The following is a 17,079-nucleotide window of genomic DNA, read 5'->3' as shown; positions in this document are numbered from 1 at the left end:
GTTCACTCAGCCGGCATCACAAGGTCCAGAACCGCAGGGCCCATTGCCGCGACAATCACTGAAACCCCATCGGCGTTGGGGTGAATCCCATCGTCTTGCAAAAACTCAGCCATGCCGTCTTGCATCCCCGCAGCAGCCCGCAGTCCTGCCGCGAAGTCCGCATAAAGAGGTACGTCGTATTTGGCGGCAAGCTCTGTATACATCCCTTCGAACTCTTGTTTGTAATCAAGGCCGTAATTCGTGCCAACGGACAGCCCGACCAAAAGCATTTCAACCCCGGCTTCTTGCCCCGCCGCCAAAATCCCATCAAGATTGGCGCGGCTGACAGCAGGGTCCAACCCGCGCAGATAGTCGTTGCCGCCCAGGCTGACGATCATCGCATCCACCTCAGGCGTTAAAGTCCAGTCGACACGACTGAGCCCACCCGCCGTGGTGTCACCAGACACGCCCGCATTCATGACGGTGACATTCGCACCTTGATCCTGCAACCACGCCTGAAGCTGTGGCACGAACCCTTGCGCCTGCGGCAATCCATAGCCCGCTGTCAGACTGTCGCCCAATGCGGCAATCGTCATTGTTTCCGCCTGCGCAACCGTTGTGGTGATCAAAAGGGCGGCAACCAACTTGGCAGCGCGCGAAACGGCCCCATATGCAAAGGCAGATAGCTGATCCGAGGCCCGCCCCATGAACGACCCTGTGCTTTCCATTGCCAATGCCAACCTGTCGCTTGATGGCAATGCTGGCCGCGTAGACATTTTGCATGATATCTCGCTCGACGTGGCGGCAGGGGAAACGCTGGGGCTTGTGGGGCCGAGTGGGTCTGGCAAATCATCGCTCCTGATGCTGATGGGCGGGCTGGAACAGGCGACATCGGGGACAATCAAGGCCTTGAACCAAGACCTGACAGCGATGAACGAAGACCAGCTTGCCCTCTTTCGTAGAGACAATATGGGGGTGGTGTTCCAATCTTTCCACCTGATCCCGACGATGACCGCACTTGAAAACGTTGCAACCCCGCTGGAACTGGCCGGTGCGAAGGATGCGTTTGACCGCGCCGAGGCAGAACTTGCCGCAGTGGGCCTTGCTGATCGGATCGACCACTATCCCAATCAAATGTCAGGGGGCGAACAGCAACGCGTCGCGCTTGCCCGCGCCTCTGCACCGCGACCGCGCATTTTGCTTGCTGATGAGCCGACCGGCAATCTGGATGAAACCAACGGGCAGGCAATCATTGATCTGCTCTTTGGTCTGCGCGACCGGCATGGCGCGACGCTGATCATGGTCACCCATTCGAACGAATTGGCAAATCGCTGCGACCGCGTTGTGCGTCTGCGTGATGGGCGCATTGATGCGCCAATGGCAAAGGCCGCCGAATGAGCCTTGCCATTGCGTCCCGTTTTGCTGCGCGCGAATTGCGCGGCGGTTTGCGCGGCTTTCGGGTCTTTCTGGCCTGCCTTGCGTTGGGTGTTGCCGCCATTGCTGCTGTTGGCACCGTACGCGCCGGGATTGAAGCGGGTCTCAAGCGCGACGGTGCGGCCCTTTTGGGCGGTGATGCAGAGGTCGAGTTTACCTACCGCTTTGCCCGCGAGGCCGAGTTGGAGTGGCTTCTGAGCGTCTCAGATCAGGTGTCTGAAACCGTTGATTTCCGCTCTATGGTGGTCGTTGATCGCAATGGTGAGGCAGAGCGCGGGTTGACCCAAATACGCGCCGTTGATGATCTTTATCCGCTGATTGGCGAGGTCCAGCTTGATCCGCCGATCCCTTTGCCCGAAGCGCTTGCTGACCAAGGCGGTGTGATGGAACGCGTGCTTGCCGACAGGCTTGCCCTTGCGCCCGGCGACACCTTCCGCCTGGGCGAACAAGCGTTCACCCTGCGTGCCATCCTTGATCGTTATCCCGACAACGCCGCTGGCGGGTTCGGCCTTGGCCCGCGCACCATTGTTCTGACCGATGATCTGGCCGGGTCGGGTTTGATCGCGGAAGGTACGCTCTTTTCTACGCAATACCGTTTGGATTTGCCGGAGGGCACTGATCTGGAGGCGCTGGAGGCGCAAGCCGACGCAGAATTCAGCGGCAGCGGCCTGCGCTGGCGCGATAGCCGCCGTGGTGCAGGCGGTGTCGCGCAGTTTGTCGATCGGATCGGAGCCTTCCTGATCCTTGTCGGGCTGTCCGGCCTTGCCGTGGGCGGTGTTGGTGTTTCGGCGGCGGTGCGCGCTTATCTGGCAGGCAAGACCGGCGTGATCGCCACGCTTAAGACGGTTGGTGCAACGCGAAAGATCATCTTTCAGACGTACTTTATCCAGATCGGCGTTCTGACTGTCGCCGGTGTGCTGATCGGCCTGATCCTTGGCGCGGGCCTGCCGGTCCTATTTGCCCCGATCATTGAGGCACGCCTGCCCATCCCCGCGGTTTTCACCGTCTATCCCGCCCCGCTGTTTGAGGCGGCGGTCTATGGCGTGCTTGCCGCACTTGTCTTCACACTGTGGCCGCTGGCCAAAACCGAAGACATCCGAGCCGCAACCCTGTTTCGCGACGCATTCACAGCAAGCGCGACCCTGCCCAGCGCCCGCTATCTGATCGCGATTGCAGCGCTACTTGCCGCATTGATCGCTGCGGCGATTTGGTTTTCCGGCACGGTGTTTCTGACGCTCTGGACCGCAGGCGGTATTGCAGGCGCATTGGCCATTCTCGTGCTGGCAGCGATCGCTATCCGCTGGATCGCCCGCCGTTTTCGCAAACCGGCACGCGGCCGCCCTGCCTTGCGCCTTGCTTTTGGGTCCATTGGCGCGCGCGGGGGCGAGGCAACGTCTGTCGTGCTTTCGCTTGGCCTTGGATTGACAGTGCTGGCAGCGGTTGGACAGATCGACGGCAACCTGCGCAGCTCATTTTCCAACGACCTGCCTGATGTGGCGCCCAGCTATTTCTTCGTTGATATCCAACCTGATCAGATCGCGGGCTTCCGCGAACGCCTTGACACCGACGATGCTGTCAGCCGCGTTGATACCGCGCCGATGTTGCGGGGCATCATCACCCAGATCAACGGGCAACCCGCGGATGAGGCGGCAGGCAGGCATTGGGTTGTGCAAGGCGACCGGGGTATCACCTACGCAGACGCGCAACCCACCGGTACCGAGATTACCGCGGGCGAATGGTGGCCTGCAGATTACGCAGGACCGCCGCAAATCAGCTTTGCCGCCGAAGAAGCAGCCGAGATGGGTTTGCAACTGGGCGACATGATGACAGTCAACGTGCTGGGCCGCGACATCACCGCCGAGGTGACCAGCTTTCGCAATGTCAGCTGGGAAGACGCTGGCATCGGATTTGTGCTGGCAATGAACCAAGGGGCATTGGCGGGCGCGCCGCATAGTTGGATTTCCACGGTCTATGCCGAAGAAGAGGCCGAAGCCGCGATCCTGCGCGATCTGGCAACGGCCTATCCCAACATCACCGCCATCCGCATTCGCGATGCGATTGATCAAGTGATTGAACTGGTCGGCGGCATTTCAGCGGCCACGCGCTACGGCGCGCTGATCACACTCGTGACCGGCTTTTTGGTTCTGATCGGTGCTGCCGCTGCCGGTGAACGGGCGCGCACGTTCGAATCTGCCGTGCTGAAAACGCTGGGGGCATCGCGTCGCCGGATCATCACGAGCTTTGCGTTGCGGGCGGCTATCCTTGGTTTGGCTGCCGGGATTGTGGCTTTGGGTGCTGGCATCCTGGGTGGCTGGGCCGTTTCGACCTTTATCATGGAAACCGACTATACCGTCATCTGGTCTAACGCGCTGATGATCATCGGGGGCGGCGTGATGGCGTCGCTGCTGGCGGGGCTTGCTTTTGCATGGCGTCCGCTGTCGGCCAAACCCGCGCAAGTGCTGCGGGCGCGCGAATGAGCGATCCTGCGTTCTTTGGCTATGGCAGCCTTGTCAATCTGGCGACCCATGACTACGGCGATCCGCGTCCTGCGGTGTTGCACGGCTGGCGGCGCGTTTGGCGGCGCACGAACTTGCGCAAGGCAGCTTACCTTTCGGTCGCACCCTGTGCCCGGACATCACTGCATGGGGTCCTTGCACAGGTGCCCGGTGCCGACTGGCAGGCGTTGGATCAGCGCGAGGCCGCGTATCAACGCCATGATGTCAGCGAAGCAGTGCACCACGATGGACCCAAAGCGCCCACGGCTGTTTATCAGGTCAAACTGATCCATGTGGCGGATGCGGAGGATCATCCGATCTTGCTGAGCTATGTCGACGTTGTCGTACAAGGATACCTGCGGATGCATGGGCATGAAGGCGTTGCCCATTTCTTTGACACGACTGACGGTTGGGATTTGCCTGTACTTGATGACCGTGCCGCGCCGATATATTCCCGCCACCAACGCCTTAGCGCAAAAGAACGCGGGTTGGTTGATGCACATCTAGCGGCGGTGATGCAGAAGGCTGAATAGGCGCGCTTGGCGGGCGAAAGGTTCGGACGGTTCGGCCTCGGTGTCTTGCTTGGCCATGACGCGGCGGGCCAGCAATACGGCAAAAACTGCGAAGACCGCGCCGCCCAGATACTGCCCGATCAACACACCGGGGGCACCGAACCAAGCGGCCCCAACGATCACAAAGGGGATCGTTCCCAGGGTGTGCCGCCCCCAATTCACCACCGTCGAATAGAACGGGTGCCCAAGGTTGTTGAACGCCGCATTCGCTACGAAAATCACCCCGTTGAAAAAGAACATCAACGACAGCGGTCCGGCAAAAAGGAACACAAGGGTAAGCGCGAGCCCATCTTCGAGCTGGAACAGCATCTGGATACCGGGGCGTGCCAGAAAAAAGAGGGTCGAGACAACAAGCACGACAATGCCAGTGAACAAAAGTCCATCGCGGAAAGCACCACGTACCCGGTCATTCAACCCTGCGCCCGCGTTCTGTCCGATAATTGGTCCGATCGCGCCGGACAGCGCAAAGATGATACCAAAGCCAACAGGCGTCATCCGCGCAACGATGGCCATGCCGGCCACGGCCTCTTCCCCGAATTCCGCCATTGCACGGGTCACATAGGCTTGGCCGATTGGTGTCGCCAGCTGGGTCAGGATTGCTGGAACAGCGATTGCAAGGATCAGACGCAGATCAATCGTCAGGCTGCTGGGGGTTGGTTTATCAAACCCATCGTAATGCCGGATCAAAGGCAGTAACGCCGTGATTGCAATGACCAGCCGTGCGCAAACACTGGCGATGGCCGCACCCGTCAGTTCAAGGTCCAGCCCGAAAATCAGTATTGGGTCCAGCACAGCATTCACCAGCCCGCCCCAGATCGTCGCCATCATCGCGCGGCGGGCATCCCCATGCGCGCGCAAGATCGCGCCACCGATCATCCCGATCATCAGAAACGGCAGCGAGGGGACGATGATTTGCAGGTAATGCACGGCAAGGTCGAGGGTTTCGCCAGTGGCACCAAGCAGCGAGACAAGAAATGCGAGGTTGAGCCATACAACACCGGCGAAAATCGCACCGAAGACAACGCCATAGATCAACGAATTCGTCGCACGCCTGCGCGCCTCTGCGGCCTGCCCGGCACCTAAAGCCCGTGCAACTAACGCACCCGCCGCAATCGCCATGCCTATCCCGAACGAGGTCGTGAAAAACAGGATCGCACCGGCGTATCCGACGGCCGCGGCCAGTTCAGCCTTGCCCAGCATCGAGATGAAAATCATATCGATAAAATCGACAAGGAATACAGCCATCAAGCCAATAGAGGCCGTCAGTGACATCACTGAGATATGCCCAAACAGGCTGCCTTGGGTAAACTTGGCTTTGGCGTCGGGTTCGCTCATGTCAGTGCGGCACCTGCTTTGAGATCATGCATGGTTCAAAAGAGCTCAGGACACCCGCCCAATTTCGAGCATTATAAGCTAGTCGAGTGTCGGTGCGGTTTGCAACAGCGGCATCACATCGGCCATTTCAGGCCCACGCTGACGGCCTGTGACGGCCTTGCGCAGCGGCATGAACAGGCCCTTGCCTTTGCGGCCTGTCGCCTCTTTCACGGCAGTGGTCCACTCGGCCCATGTGGCGGGCGTATAGGGCAACGGCGGCAGCATCGCGAAGGCTTGCGCCACAAATTCACGGTCTTCGTCCTCGACCAATGGTGTCGCGCCATCGCGGAACAGCGCCCACCAATCGGCCACTTCGTCCAAGTTGTTGATGTTGTCGCGCACGACATTCCAGAATGGATCTTTGACATCGTCGGGCACGCCAGCCGATGTTAAAACATCGGCCACATCACCGGACCCGAGGGTTGCCAAATGGCGCGCTGTCAGTGGGATCAGGTCTTGCGCGTCAAACTTTGTGGGCGCAGAGCCGAATTTCGCGATATCGAACCCCTCCACGACTTCGGCAATGGTACCGCGCAGTTCGACCGGGTCTGACGAGCCCAAACGCGCCATCAGCGACAGGATTGCTTGTGGTGCAATCCCTTGCTTGCGCAAATCGCGCAGAGCCAGCGTGCCAAGGCGTTTTGACAGCGCCTCTCCCTGCGGGCCAGTCAACAAGGAATGGTGTGCGAAACGAGGGACATCCCCGCCCAATGCTTCGATCATTTGGATTTGTGTGGCCGTGTTGGTCACGTGATCCGAGCCGCGCACGACATCTGTAATGCCCATTTCGGTGTCATCCACAACGGATGCCAGTGTGTAGAGAATTTGCCCGTCATTCTTGAACAGCACCGGGTCACTGACCGAGGCTGCATCAATGGAGATGTCGCCGATGATTCCGTCGGTCCATTCGATCCGCTTGTGATCCAGCTTGAACCGCCAATGCGAGCCGCGCTCGGCCCGCAGCGTATCTTTTTGGGCGTCAGACAGGTCTAAAGCCGCACGATCGTAGACCGGCGGTTTACCCATGTTCAGCTGCTTTTTGCGCTTCAGGTCGAGTTCAACCGGTGTCTCGAAACACTCATAAAGACGCCCCATGTCGATCAGCTTTTGTTTGGCGGCAAGGTAGTTTGCCATGCGCGCCGACTGATGTTCCACCCGGTCCCACGTGAAGCCAAGCCATGTCAGGTCTTCTTTGACGCCTGCGACATATTCATCTTTGGAGCGTTCCGCATCCGTGTCGTCGATCCGCAAAATGAAAGTGCCGCCCTGCTGGCGCGCGATGGCATAGTTGAACAGCGCCGCGCGCAGGTTGCCGATGTGCAGCCAGCCGGTCGGCGATGGGGCGAATCTGGTGGTGGTCATGGGACACGTCTCCTGTTGAGGCGCTTTGAGCATGACAGGCGCGGGATGTCCAGTTTGTCGCACAATGCAAGGGGCGCTGCCCCTCGGCTTCGCCCCACCCCGAAGTTTGATTGGACATAGAAAGTTGACGAAGGTGTGGCCATTCTAAGTGCGAGTTTCATATTTGCAGAGACTGATCTGGATGAGGCGTTCTTTCGCCTTGATGGGTTGATTGCGCAAGCTGCGGAAACCACGCCCGGGTTCTTGGGGAAAGAGAATTGGGTAAGTACGGACGGCTCCATAAAGAACGCGATCTACTATTGGGAAGATCAGGCTGCATTGAAGGCGTTTTCGAGCCATCCGCTGCATGTTGAAGCCAAGGCCCAGTACGAGAAATGGTATGGTGGGTTTCATGTTGTGATCTCGGAGGTCGTGAAATCCTATGGGGACGGCGCGCTGGCCCATGTCACGCCCAACAATCTCCCTGCGAGACGCCCCAAAACCCCTTGATCCGCTGCGGGCATCCGCTTATACGGCAGCATTCCCGGTCAGCCTCGCTGATTCCGGGCGTTGGTTTATGGAACCATCTGGATACTGAGAGCACCTTCGTTGGTGCATGCCTCACCAGGCAGGCCGGACGACCACAATAAAGAAATGATGACGCATCTCTGGCGGGCAGGTGACTGGACCCGGAAACGACACAGAGCTCTGGGCCACGCGAACAAACATTGCGGATAACCGCAAGCATTTTAAGGAGCGTTTCAGATGGACCTGATCGCAGAACTCGAAGCGGAACAAGTCGCCGCACTTGGGGCGACAATCCCGGACTTCAAAGCGGGTGACACCATCCGCGTCGGTTACAAAGTGACTGAAGGCACACGCAGCCGTGTGCAAAACTACGAGGGCGTGTGCATCGCCCGCAAGAACGGCAAAGGCATTGCCGGGTCTTTCACAGTGCGCAAGATTTCCTTTGGCGAAGGTGTGGAGCGTGTTTTCCCGCTGCATTCCACCAATATCGACAGCATCACCGTGGTCCGCCGTGGTCGCGTGCGTCGCGCCAAGCTGTACTATCTGCGTTCGCGTCGCGGTAAGTCCGCACGTATCGCAGAAGTCGCCAACTACAAAGCGCCCAAGGGCGCTGAAGCGTAAGGATCGAACCTATGAAAAAAGATACGCATCCCGACTACCACATCATCGACGTCAAAATGACCGATGGCACCGTGGTGCAGATGAAATCCACTTGGGGCAAGGAAGGCGATACAATGTCGCTGGATATTGACCCATCCGTGCACCCAGCATGGAACGGTGGTTCCACCCGTCTGATGGACGCCGGTGGCCGTGTGTCCAAGTTCAAGAACAAATACGCTGGTCTTGGTTTTTAAGACACGCGCGTGGGTTTCACCCACCCTATGATTTTGAAACGCCGCTCCGATTTCAGGGCGGCGTTTTGTTTTTGGATGCCTGCTTTGCGGGACCTTTGAGACATTCGCTGCAATCGCGCTAAGATCGCTTTCGGGTCACTCAGCGGACTTCCGTTTCCTTTGGCGACCCAGAGGCTTCAACGCTCCAGTAGACCCTTGCCCTTGAGACCCTTGTCACGCGATTTGGCAATCCGGTTTGCTCGCGTTTCAGGTTTCTTTGAAGCGTTGATGTGGATGATGTAGCTGCGCTGGCGACCTCGGGTGAGCCCATCAAAAGCCGTCGCATAATCCGGATCAGCCGAGAAGGCATCTAACAGGTCGTTCGGCAGAGTCAGTGCGTCTTTCGCGGTTTTCTCGACCTCAGGCGATGTCGCGTTCGACGACGACGGATTGTGTCTGGGTTGCCGTATCGTTCATTGGTCTGTCCTTTTCAGCAGGTCTTCAAGATCATCAAAGCGCGCTTCCCAGAAACCGTTCATTTCAGCGGCCCAGTCCGTGAGTGGGCCAAGCGCGCGCGGTTTGGGCGAATAATGTGTTTTGCGTCCATCCTGACGGTCGTTGACCAGGCCCGCGCGTTTCAGCACGCCAAGGTGCTTGGAAACGGCTGGTTGTGAAATCCCGGCATGTTCGGTCAAGACAACAACCGTCAACTCGCCGCCACGGCACAATCGTTCAAAGATTGCTCTGCGGCTGGGGTCAGCCAGAACCTTCAGCAATGTGGTCACGTTCTCAGACATTATTCATAACCCGTCAGATATGATTAGATTCATAGCTGAGTGGTTATGTTTGGGTCAAGCGCGCGCTGCCTTACTGAATGCCAACAGAATGATTAGCTGTGTACCGCACATGTATCACGGAGAATGCACACCATAAGCGCACAGAAATATCCGAACGGCTTCCTTTGCATGGGCGCGAAGTTGGCTTTCTTGGGGTATCCCCTTGTCGCCCAGCAGCATTGCGGCGTTTGTCGGCGCCCCCATCACGATCCAGTTGAATTGGGTTGCGGCCACCTCGGGGTGTGGGGTGTACAATTGGCCGACGCTCGTGAAGTGATCGCATGCCCGCGTAAGCCGTTTGATGGATCGCATAGGTCCGTTGATGTACAGAGATTTTCCCAATTCAGGGAACCGTTCGACTTCGCCAATGACCATCCGGCGAAGCTGCATCAGGCGCGGCGTCAGAACGACTGTCAGTTGGTCGATAGCAACCTCGCGCAGGTAATCCTCGACCCTTTGATCCCCGAACACATCTTCTATATCCTCGCCGATTTCTTCCGCAGCACCACCGGTCATAGCTTCCACGACCTCAATGAATAACGCTTCCTTGGATTTGAAATGCGCATAAACAGTTTGCTTGGACACACCTGCTTTTTCGGCGACCACGTCCATGTTGGTGCCAAGAAACCCATGCTGTAAAAACACGGTCTCTGCCGCCGCGAGGATCTTCTCGCGACTTCGGCGGACGCGGGTGGCTGCTCCATTCGACATCGTTGGGCCTCTTACTCGATTAGGCGACGACATAGCACGCATTCTTGACAGATCAAACTGGACGGTCCAGTCTAATTAATAAGGATTCGAGGATGATCTGATGACGACACCCCAAAGAGTAGGCTGCGCTTGCGGGCGAGTAACCTTAGAAGTTGACGGGCCGCATATTGCGAGTGTGGAGTGCCTTTGTGACAGTTGCCGGAAAGCGGGCGACGTCATGATGACGTTGCCAAAAGCACCGCGCATCGTGGACGAAAAGGGGGCAACGCCCTTTGTCATGCACCGCAAGGACCGCGTTCGGTTTCTAACCGGTGCAGATCAATTGAGAGAGTATCGCTTGTCATCGGATGCAGGTACCCGGCGCGTGATTGCCTCTTGCTGCAACACGCCCGTATTCATGGAGATGAAAGGCGGTCATTGGCTTAGCCTCTATGGACAATTGTGGCCCGAGGATGCTTTGCCAAAGCTGGAAATGCGCACGATGACAGGCGATCTTGCAAGCGCCGAGGGCCTGCCCAACGATGTTCCAAACCTGAAGCAGCATTCGTTATCTTTCTACGCCCGGCTCTTTGGTGCATGGGTCAAAATGGGCTTTCGCAATCCCAAAATTGTCGTGGGCGGAGACCTTCATGTCTGAAGCCGATAGCAAGATTGAAATCGAGAGCATTACATCGCCACACCGGACCGAACGTGTTGATCGCGTCAAATACATGGCCATGCGTGAAGCACTGCTACCTGTGTTGCCCAACACAGCACCTGGGATCACGGTTGCCGAGGCGAAAGCAGAGTTGTTGAAGCGCCTGTCGGAAGAAGTGTTTCCGGGGGGTGCAAAAGCTGGCTGGTGGCTCAAGGCTGTGCAATTGGACCTAGAGGCAAAGGGCCTGATCGCGAGAGGGTCAACCAAGCCCGTTCGGCTCTATCGTTGTGATGGCTAGCTCTGCCAACGTTCGGAGTAGTTGAGGACAATCTCGAATTCATCAACTTCAAGCTCTTCGTTGCGGCGATAGGCAGGTGACCTATGGATGCGTTCGCCCCGGTTTCTTCGCCAAATGGCTTTCGATCTGGATTGACAAACATACCGTATAGTCGGTATTTTAAGGCTATGCCAAGACCCACAAAATATCAGCCTGAAAGTGGTGACGCCCGCACAAGGCTTCTGAATGCCGCAATGGATGCAATTCGCCAGAAGGGGTTTTCGGCCACAAGCGTAGACGACCTTTGCAAGCGAGCCGGTGTGAGCAAAGGAGCCTACTTTCATCATTTCAAGAGCAAGGAAGATGTCGGCGTGGCTGCTGCAGATCATTGGTCCGCAGTCGCCTCAGACATCTTCCGTACTGCACCCTATCATGACGCGGCAGATCCAGCCGATCGTCTCATCGCCTATGTCGATTTTCGCAAAGCCATCATTCAGGGTGACCTGGCTGATTTTACCTGTCTGGTCGGCACAATGGCCCAGGAAACCTTTGAAAGCTATCCGGCCATTCGCGATGCCTGTGGTGCAAGTATTACAGGCCATGCTGAAACGCTGGAGGCTGATATTGCGGAAGCGATCAGTCAGTCGGCGCTGGATGTTGATTGGACCCCAATTGGCCTGGCAACACATATCCAAGCCGTCATCCAGGGTTCTTTTGTTGTGGCGAAGGCCACGAACAATAGCGCTGCCGCTGTCGAAAGCCTCGACCACTTGAAACGATATCTGGAACTACTCTTTCACCCCAAAGCAACGGAGGCCGCAAGAAATGACAAATGATCACAAGGTCAGAACCTGCCTATGGTTTGAGAACAATGGGGAAGCAGCAGCAAATGCCTATATTGCCCTGATCCCAAACAGTAAGATTGAAAACGTCGTCCGCGCAGCACCTGATGGCGACGCCGTCGTTGTCGATTTCACTCTTGCAGGGACACCGTATCAAATTCTCAATGGTGGCCCTCAATTCAAGCAAACGCCTGCTGCATCGATTTCCGTCATGACAGTCGATCAAACCGAAACTGATCGGCTTTGGGACACATTGACCTCTGACGGTGGAGAAGAAGGTCGCTGTGGCTGGCTGGTAGATCGGTTTGGTGTTTCGTGGCAGATCGTTCCAAAGGCGCTGTCCGACCTGCTGGGGGCGGAGGATCAGGCAGCCGCAGGACGTGCGCAAGCTGCGATGATGGACATGAGCAAGATCGAGATTAGAACGCTTGAAGCTGCGTTCAATGCGGCATGATCATCCATGAAAGCCGAACAAGTCATATCGTGGCTACAAGACAATAGCAGTGCGGAAACCAAGGCCGGGCTGCTACGGTATGGCATTCCCAATGAACGCGCCTTTGGTGTCCGCATGGGTGACATGAAACGCTACGCCAAAACCCTTGATCGCGACCATGACCTCGCACTGCAACTGTGGAAAGATGGTCGCTACGAGGCACGCACGATGGCTGTCTTTCTGGCAGAACTCGACAAGCTTACGTCTAAACAGGCGGACCAGTGGTGTAGCGACTTCGACAATTGGGCGATCTGTGACACGGCGTGCTTTGACCTGTTCGACCGAACGGACTTCGCATGGGACAAGGTGCATCAGTGGGCGCCGAACAGTGAAGAATTTGTGCGGCGTGCCAGCTTTGCATTGGTCTGGGCACTGGCCTTCCATGACAAATCGGCGTCAAACGCCACGTTTGAAGCGACCTTCCCCTTGATGCGCGCGGCGGCCATTGATGAACGTCCACTTGTCAAAAAAGCCATCGACATGGCGCTTCGTGCCGCCGGGAAACGCAACTACGCGCTCAATCGCACGGCCGTTCAGTTCGCAACCGATCTGAAAGACATGGATGACAAGACAGCCAATTGGATAGGGCGGCAGGCGCTTAGGAAATTGGCAGATGAAGCGTTACTGGCGAAATTGAAAGCCAATATGAGCTAGCATGGTATTCACTGTTCATCGGGACTTAGGCTAAGGTCGAGGGTGCGGAGGGACAGGATATCCGTTTAGCCAAATCGAAGAGTTCCGTTTACATGGCGCGAAAAAGTCCAGATATTGCCATGAAGCGCTTATAAGTTACTGACACAGCGGCAGAGCTGTAGTCGCGCTTAATGACGGAAAGATGGAAACATGAAGCGAACCTTGCTGACAGTGCTATTTGCGTTTCTGTCTGGAACGGCTGCTGTCGCACATTCGCTGCTTGAAACAACATTGCCCGCGCACGAGGCGGCGCTGACAGACGCTCCGACCGAAATCGTTATGAATTTCACCAGCGGGATCAGACTGACGCGCGTCAGCATGACCCATGCGGATGAGACACGGGTTGATCTGAATTTGAGTGAATTTCGCGATTTCATCTCTGATTATGTCATCCCGTTAGAACCGATGGGTATAGGGGCGTATCTGGTGGAATGGCGTGGACTGGGCGATGATGGCCATGCCCTGAATGGGTCATTTGCTTTTACCGTTGAATAGACGTGCTTGATTTTTGGGGCATGGCGTCCATCTTGGCGAAGTTTGGACTTTACCTGGGGGTGTTTACTTCTTTCGGCAGCGTTCTTGTGAGTTTGGTTTTGCAACTGAAAATCAATCGGCCGTTTATCATCTTCTTTGCCGTTATTGGTTTGTTTGCGACACTTGTCGGGTTCTGCTTGCGTGGCGCGATGCTGACCGGTGACGTGTCTGGCATGACAGATCCTGAAATGCTGGGTCTATTATGGACAACGCCAGTCGGGACGGCATTTGTCCTGCGCGTGGTGGGTCTTGGGTTACTGATTGTTGGCGTGTTTCTGGGACGGCGCGGCTTACTCTTGTCAACGATCGGGGGGATCATAGCACTATGGTCCTTTGCGCATATCGGACATATCCCGGATCGTGACAGTATCATGCTGAACCTGATCCTGCTTTTCCACCTCGTCGCAGTTTGTTTCTGGATCGGAGTGTTGTCGCCGCTGCGTAAACTTTCGCTGCATCCGGCGCAACTACCGGAGGCGGTTTCGGTGGGGCATCGTTTTGGACGGCTTGCGATGGTTTTGGTCCCGCTTCTTGTATTGGCGGGTCTCTATATGGGTTACGTCCTGGTCGGCACGCTAAGTGCCTTAGTAAATGGTGCCTATGGCCGCGCGTTGATCATTAAGGTCATACTTGTCGGTGGTCTTTTGACGCTGGCCGCTGCCAACAAAATGCGGTTCATTCCACGCATGCAAGCTGGCGACCACACAGCAGCACGACACCTGGCCCGATCAATACTGGTTGAATGGGGGGTGTTCATTGTCATTCTATCAATGACTGCGATCCTTACATCCGTCCTGACCTTGCCAATGTGAAGCTGACCCCGCGCTTGCCCCCAAAATGACGGTAGATAACGCAGCGGTACTTACGCGGTTTGAGTGAAATCGGTCATATTTTAGTCAGCATTTGCGTGCAAATACTAACAAGCCGATAACAGATTATGAGTTCTCAAATGAATAAGTTCAAAATCGCCAACATTAGCCTGGCACTCATCGGGGTCAGCTTGGGTACGCCGATGTTCGCGCACTCTGACGAAATCGTCTGCGGAACAACCTATGTCGTTGAGAGGGCTGACAGCCTTTCGAATATCTCAGAGTGGGCATATGGCACCGCGCGCCGTGTAGATGAGATTTATGCCGCAAATGCAGATCAGATTGGTCCGGACCGGTCCGTGCTTCTTTTAGGTATGGAACTCAACATCCCATGTATTGACGGTGAGGAGTTGGTGGCATCTACATCAGGCACGGAAGCCGCTGAGCAACCCGAAGCTGCTGCCGCAGAGACCGAAACTGCTGCTGCACAAGCCGAACCAGAAGCGACTGCAACTTTAGCTGCCGCACAGGTGGCCGCCGCAGCAGAAGCGCAAGCAGCTGAAGTCGACGCCGCCGCCGCGCTAGAAGCATCCGCTGCGACAGAGGACACCACAGAAGACCTCATGGCGATGTCGGAAGAATTATTGACCATCGAAGGTTTCGATGCTGACAAAGTAGTTGCTCTTATCGACACGCTAGATCTACCTGACAGCGAAAAAACAACGCTCAGCAATGCAGTTATCGCGGCTGAGGGCAATCCGGCATGGCTGCGCGCGATGCTGACCATTATCTCCGACGAGATCAGTCGTTAAGCTAAGCGGCTAGATATTTGGAAGGGTCGTGCTGGGCTTGCTCGCACGACCCTTTTCATTTGTCACAATAACGAGAACTAGTTCGGATTTGCTGCCAAAGCGAAAGTAGACTTTCGCCAAGACTTGGCGAATGGGAAGACTGGGCTCAAAGCAGTCATCCACCCAAAAACAAAATGCCACCTGAAAAGTCAGATGGCATCTCGCGATACTCATGATTTGGAGCGCGCTCTAAGCTGCCGATTGCCCGCGCGACCGGTTTCCACCACCGCCGCCATTGCGGCGACGCCCACCGGGTTTGCCTGCACCGCCGCCGGGTTTGCCGGCTGCGCGTGGCGCGCCGGAACGCTGTCCACCGCCACCACCGCCACGGCGCCCACCGCCGCCGCCGCCATTGGGGCGCTTTTTCTGGCCCGGTTGGATTTCCCATTCGCGGCCTGAAGCGACGGGAATGGTATCCTTCATCGCTTTCTCGATGTCTTTCAATTCGATCATCTCATCGGGTGCAACCAATGCGACAGCGCTCCCATCTGCCCCGGCGCGTGCTGTCCGGCCGATCCGGTGAACGTAGTTTTCAGCAACGTTGGGCAGGTCGTAGTTATAGACGAAACGTACATCGGGAATGTCCAGACCGCGCGCGGCCACATCCGTTGCAACCAAGACGCGGGTTTTGCCTGCCTTGAAAGCCTCAAGCGCGCGTTGCCGTTGCCCCTGAGATTTATTGCCGTGGATGGATGCAGCGGCAAAGCCCTTCTTCTCAAGCACTTTATAAAGCTTTTCACAGCCATGCTTGGTGCGGCCAAAGACAATTGCCAACTCATCACGGTGCTTGTCCAGCAGCTCAACCAACAGGTCGGTCTTGGCGGCTTGTGCCACAAAGTGCACCGACTGGTTGATCTTCTTCACGGCCTGCCCCGGAGGGTTCACCTGCACGCGCACGGCGTCGGTCAGGTAGGTACCTGCCAACTCGCCCATCAGTTTCGGCATCGTGGCGGAAAACATCATCGTCTGACGGTCTTTTGCCAGCAGTGGTGCGATCCGGCGCAGCGCATGGATAAAGCCCATGTCGAGCATTTGGTCGGCCTCATCGAGGACCAGATAAATGGTTTCGTCCAACCGTACCGCACGGCGATCCAAAAGGTCGATCAGGCGACCGGGTGTGGCGACCAGCAGGTCAACACCACCAGCAAGCCGTTTCGTTTGGGCGACGATCCCTGCCCCGCCAACGACCAACGCCACTTTGAGGTGGGTGCCTTTGGTATAGGCGGTCAGGTTATCGGCAATCTGTTTGGCCAGTTCGCGTGTTGGGGCGAGGATTAGACCGCGCGTTGTTTTGGGGTTTGGCTTCACGCCTGCCTTTAACAGCGCGTGGATCATGGGCAGACCAAAGGCTGCGGTCTTGCCGCTGCCTGTTTGGGCCAGACCCATCACATCGCGGCCATTCATGGCGTGCGGAATGGCTTGGGTTTGGATTGGTGTGGGATCAGTGATCCCTTGTTCTTTGAGTACGTTTACCAGTCGGGGCGCAAGGCCCAGCATGTCGAAATCCATAAAGGAATATCCTAATTTCTAGCAGGCCAGCAGCCCGCGCATATCATTTGGCCCACGGCAGAACGCCATGAACCCGTGCAAAGGTTGCGCCAATATGCTGACAGCCAAGACCGCATTGTCCGGGCGCCGATGTGGCGCGGGACCCCTGCGTGATGTGGGAACCTGAAGTTTAAGCGACGCCTTGCGGATAGACCTGCGGTCTCGCTCTGCTCACGCGGCAGCTTGCGTCGGTTGTGTGGCACATGAGGCTTTGTGGCGCTTGTGTCAAGGGTGCCGGGAAAAACATCCCGCATGCGTGTTTCATGTGCTTTCCCTTGTCCCAACCACATCA

The 17,079-nt window shown here is 56.8% G+C and carries 21 protein-coding genes; 14 read left to right on the top strand and 7 right to left on the bottom strand.

Annotation, left to right across the window (positions count from 1 at the left end):
• Positions 1-2: 2 nt before the first annotated feature.
• Positions 3-707, bottom strand: a complete 705-nt coding sequence (locus tag MWU60_RS06600; protein ID WP_247226415.1) for an arylesterase — start codon at positions 705-707, stop codon at positions 3-5.
• Here MWU60_RS06600 and MWU60_RS06595 point away from each other — a divergent pair.
• From MWU60_RS06595 to MWU60_RS06585, 3 genes are read left to right on the top strand one after another with little or no spacing between them, the layout of a single operon-like run.
• Positions 685-1,377: an ABC transporter ATP-binding protein gene (locus MWU60_RS06595; RefSeq protein ID WP_247226414.1), complete on the top strand. Its 693-nt coding sequence runs from the start codon at positions 685-687 to the stop codon at positions 1,375-1,377. The two genes, MWU60_RS06600 and MWU60_RS06595, sit on opposite strands and share 23 nt — an antisense overlap.
• Positions 1,374-3,890, top strand: a complete 2,517-nt coding sequence (locus MWU60_RS06590; protein WP_247226413.1) for an FtsX-like permease family protein — start codon at positions 1,374-1,376, stop codon at positions 3,888-3,890. The genes MWU60_RS06595 and MWU60_RS06590 overlap by 4 nt, the downstream gene beginning before the upstream one ends.
• Positions 3,887-4,441 carry a gamma-glutamylcyclotransferase gene (locus MWU60_RS06585; RefSeq protein ID WP_247226412.1) on the top strand — a complete coding sequence of 185 codons (555 nt, stop codon included), beginning with the start codon at positions 3,887-3,889 and terminating at the stop codon, positions 4,439-4,441. The genes MWU60_RS06590 and MWU60_RS06585 overlap by 4 nt, the downstream gene beginning before the upstream one ends.
• Here MWU60_RS06585 and MWU60_RS06580 read toward each other — a convergent pair.
• Positions 4,412-5,815 (bottom strand): MATE family efflux transporter, encoded by a 1,404-nt coding sequence (locus tag MWU60_RS06580; protein WP_247226411.1) that lies wholly within the window; start codon positions 5,813-5,815, stop codon positions 4,412-4,414. The two genes, MWU60_RS06585 and MWU60_RS06580, sit on opposite strands and share 30 nt — an antisense overlap.
• A 78-nt stretch (positions 5,816-5,893) precedes the next feature.
• The gene (gene gltX, locus MWU60_RS06575) at positions 5,894-7,216 is read right to left on the bottom strand and encodes a glutamate--tRNA ligase (protein WP_247226410.1); all 1,323 of its coding nucleotides are present in this window, start codon (positions 7,214-7,216) and stop codon (positions 5,894-5,896) included.
• Positions 7,217-7,351: 135 nt separating this feature from the next.
• On the opposite strand from gltX, the gene MWU60_RS06570 reads away from it, so the two are divergent.
• The 3 genes from MWU60_RS06570 to rpmE all read left to right on the top strand — a co-directional run bounded on the left by MWU60_RS06570 (position 7,352) and on the right by rpmE (position 8,577).
• Positions 7,352-7,705, top strand: a complete 354-nt coding sequence (locus MWU60_RS06570) for a DUF4188 domain-containing protein (RefSeq protein ID WP_247226409.1) — start codon at positions 7,352-7,354, stop codon at positions 7,703-7,705.
• 255 nt (positions 7,706-7,960) lie between these two features.
• Entirely contained in the window at positions 7,961-8,344 is a 384-nt protein-coding gene (gene rplS, locus MWU60_RS06565) for a 50S ribosomal protein L19 (RefSeq protein WP_247226408.1), read from the top strand.
• An 11-nt stretch (positions 8,345-8,355) separates the two neighbouring features.
• Positions 8,356-8,577 (top strand): 50S ribosomal protein L31, encoded by a 222-nt coding sequence (rpmE, locus tag MWU60_RS06560; protein WP_055293927.1) that lies wholly within the window; start codon positions 8,356-8,358, stop codon positions 8,575-8,577.
• A gap of 176 nt (positions 8,578-8,753) precedes the next feature.
• On the opposite strand, the gene MWU60_RS06555 is transcribed toward rpmE, so the two are convergent.
• The 3 genes from MWU60_RS06555 to MWU60_RS06545 form a co-directional block, all read right to left on the bottom strand.
• On the bottom strand, positions 8,754-8,945 hold the full coding sequence (locus MWU60_RS06555; protein WP_281493248.1) for a YdeI/OmpD-associated family protein: 192 nt from the start codon (positions 8,943-8,945) through the stop codon (positions 8,754-8,756).
• 84 nt (positions 8,946-9,029) lie between these two features.
• Positions 9,030-9,353 carry a metalloregulator ArsR/SmtB family transcription factor gene (locus MWU60_RS06550; RefSeq protein ID WP_247226407.1) on the bottom strand — a complete coding sequence of 108 codons (324 nt, stop codon included), beginning with the start codon at positions 9,351-9,353 and terminating at the stop codon, positions 9,030-9,032.
• Positions 9,354-9,467: 114 nt separating this feature from the next.
• Positions 9,468-10,103 (bottom strand): TetR/AcrR family transcriptional regulator, encoded by a 636-nt coding sequence (locus tag MWU60_RS06545; RefSeq protein ID WP_247226406.1) that lies wholly within the window; start codon positions 10,101-10,103, stop codon positions 9,468-9,470.
• 220 nt (positions 10,104-10,323) lie between these two features.
• Here MWU60_RS06545 and MWU60_RS06540 point away from each other — a divergent pair, with 220 nt between their 5' ends.
• The 8 genes from MWU60_RS06540 to MWU60_RS06505 all read left to right on the top strand — a co-directional run bounded on the left by MWU60_RS06540 (position 10,324) and on the right by MWU60_RS06505 (position 15,200).
• Positions 10,324-10,740, top strand: coding sequence for a hypothetical protein (locus MWU60_RS06540; RefSeq protein WP_247226405.1), 417 nt, complete (start codon positions 10,324-10,326; stop codon positions 10,738-10,740).
• Entirely contained in the window at positions 10,733-11,038 is a 306-nt protein-coding gene (locus MWU60_RS06535) for a hypothetical protein (protein ID WP_247226404.1), read from the top strand. The genes MWU60_RS06540 and MWU60_RS06535 overlap by 8 nt, the downstream gene beginning before the upstream one ends.
• An 83-nt stretch (positions 11,039-11,121) precedes the next feature.
• A complete protein-coding gene (locus MWU60_RS06530) occupies positions 11,122-11,853 on the top strand; it encodes a TetR/AcrR family transcriptional regulator (protein ID WP_247226403.1) in 732 nt (243 codons plus the stop codon).
• Positions 11,843-12,313 (top strand): VOC family protein, encoded by a 471-nt coding sequence (locus MWU60_RS06525; protein ID WP_247226402.1) that lies wholly within the window; start codon positions 11,843-11,845, stop codon positions 12,311-12,313. The genes MWU60_RS06530 and MWU60_RS06525 overlap by 11 nt, the downstream gene beginning before the upstream one ends.
• A 6-nt stretch (positions 12,314-12,319) precedes the next feature.
• Entirely contained in the window at positions 12,320-13,006 is a 687-nt protein-coding gene (locus MWU60_RS06520; protein WP_247226401.1) for a DNA alkylation repair protein, read from the top strand.
• Between the two features lie 189 nt (positions 13,007-13,195).
• The gene (locus MWU60_RS06515; protein WP_247226400.1) at positions 13,196-13,540 is read left to right on the top strand and encodes a copper resistance protein CopC; all 345 of its coding nucleotides are present in this window, start codon (positions 13,196-13,198) and stop codon (positions 13,538-13,540) included.
• A gap of 98 nt (positions 13,541-13,638) precedes the next feature.
• A complete protein-coding gene (locus MWU60_RS06510) occupies positions 13,639-14,391 on the top strand; it encodes a CopD family protein (protein ID WP_247226399.1) in 753 nt (250 codons plus the stop codon).
• A gap of 137 nt (positions 14,392-14,528) precedes the next feature.
• Positions 14,529-15,200, top strand: a complete 672-nt coding sequence (locus tag MWU60_RS06505; protein ID WP_247226398.1) for a LysM domain-containing protein — start codon at positions 14,529-14,531, stop codon at positions 15,198-15,200.
• 228 nt (positions 15,201-15,428) lie between these two features.
• Here MWU60_RS06505 and MWU60_RS06500 read toward each other — a convergent pair whose 3' ends face one another.
• Positions 15,429-16,748, bottom strand: coding sequence for a DEAD/DEAH box helicase (locus MWU60_RS06500; RefSeq protein ID WP_247226397.1), 1,320 nt, complete (start codon positions 16,746-16,748; stop codon positions 15,429-15,431).
• Positions 16,749-17,079: the final 331 nt, after the last annotated feature.

The organism is Yoonia sp. F2084L, assembly GCF_023015625.1.
In the GTDB taxonomy this organism is placed as follows: domain Bacteria; phylum Pseudomonadota; class Alphaproteobacteria; order Rhodobacterales; family Rhodobacteraceae; genus Yoonia.
Note: the sequence above shows the minus strand (reverse complement) of the source record. Positions and strands in the feature narration are given on the sequence as shown.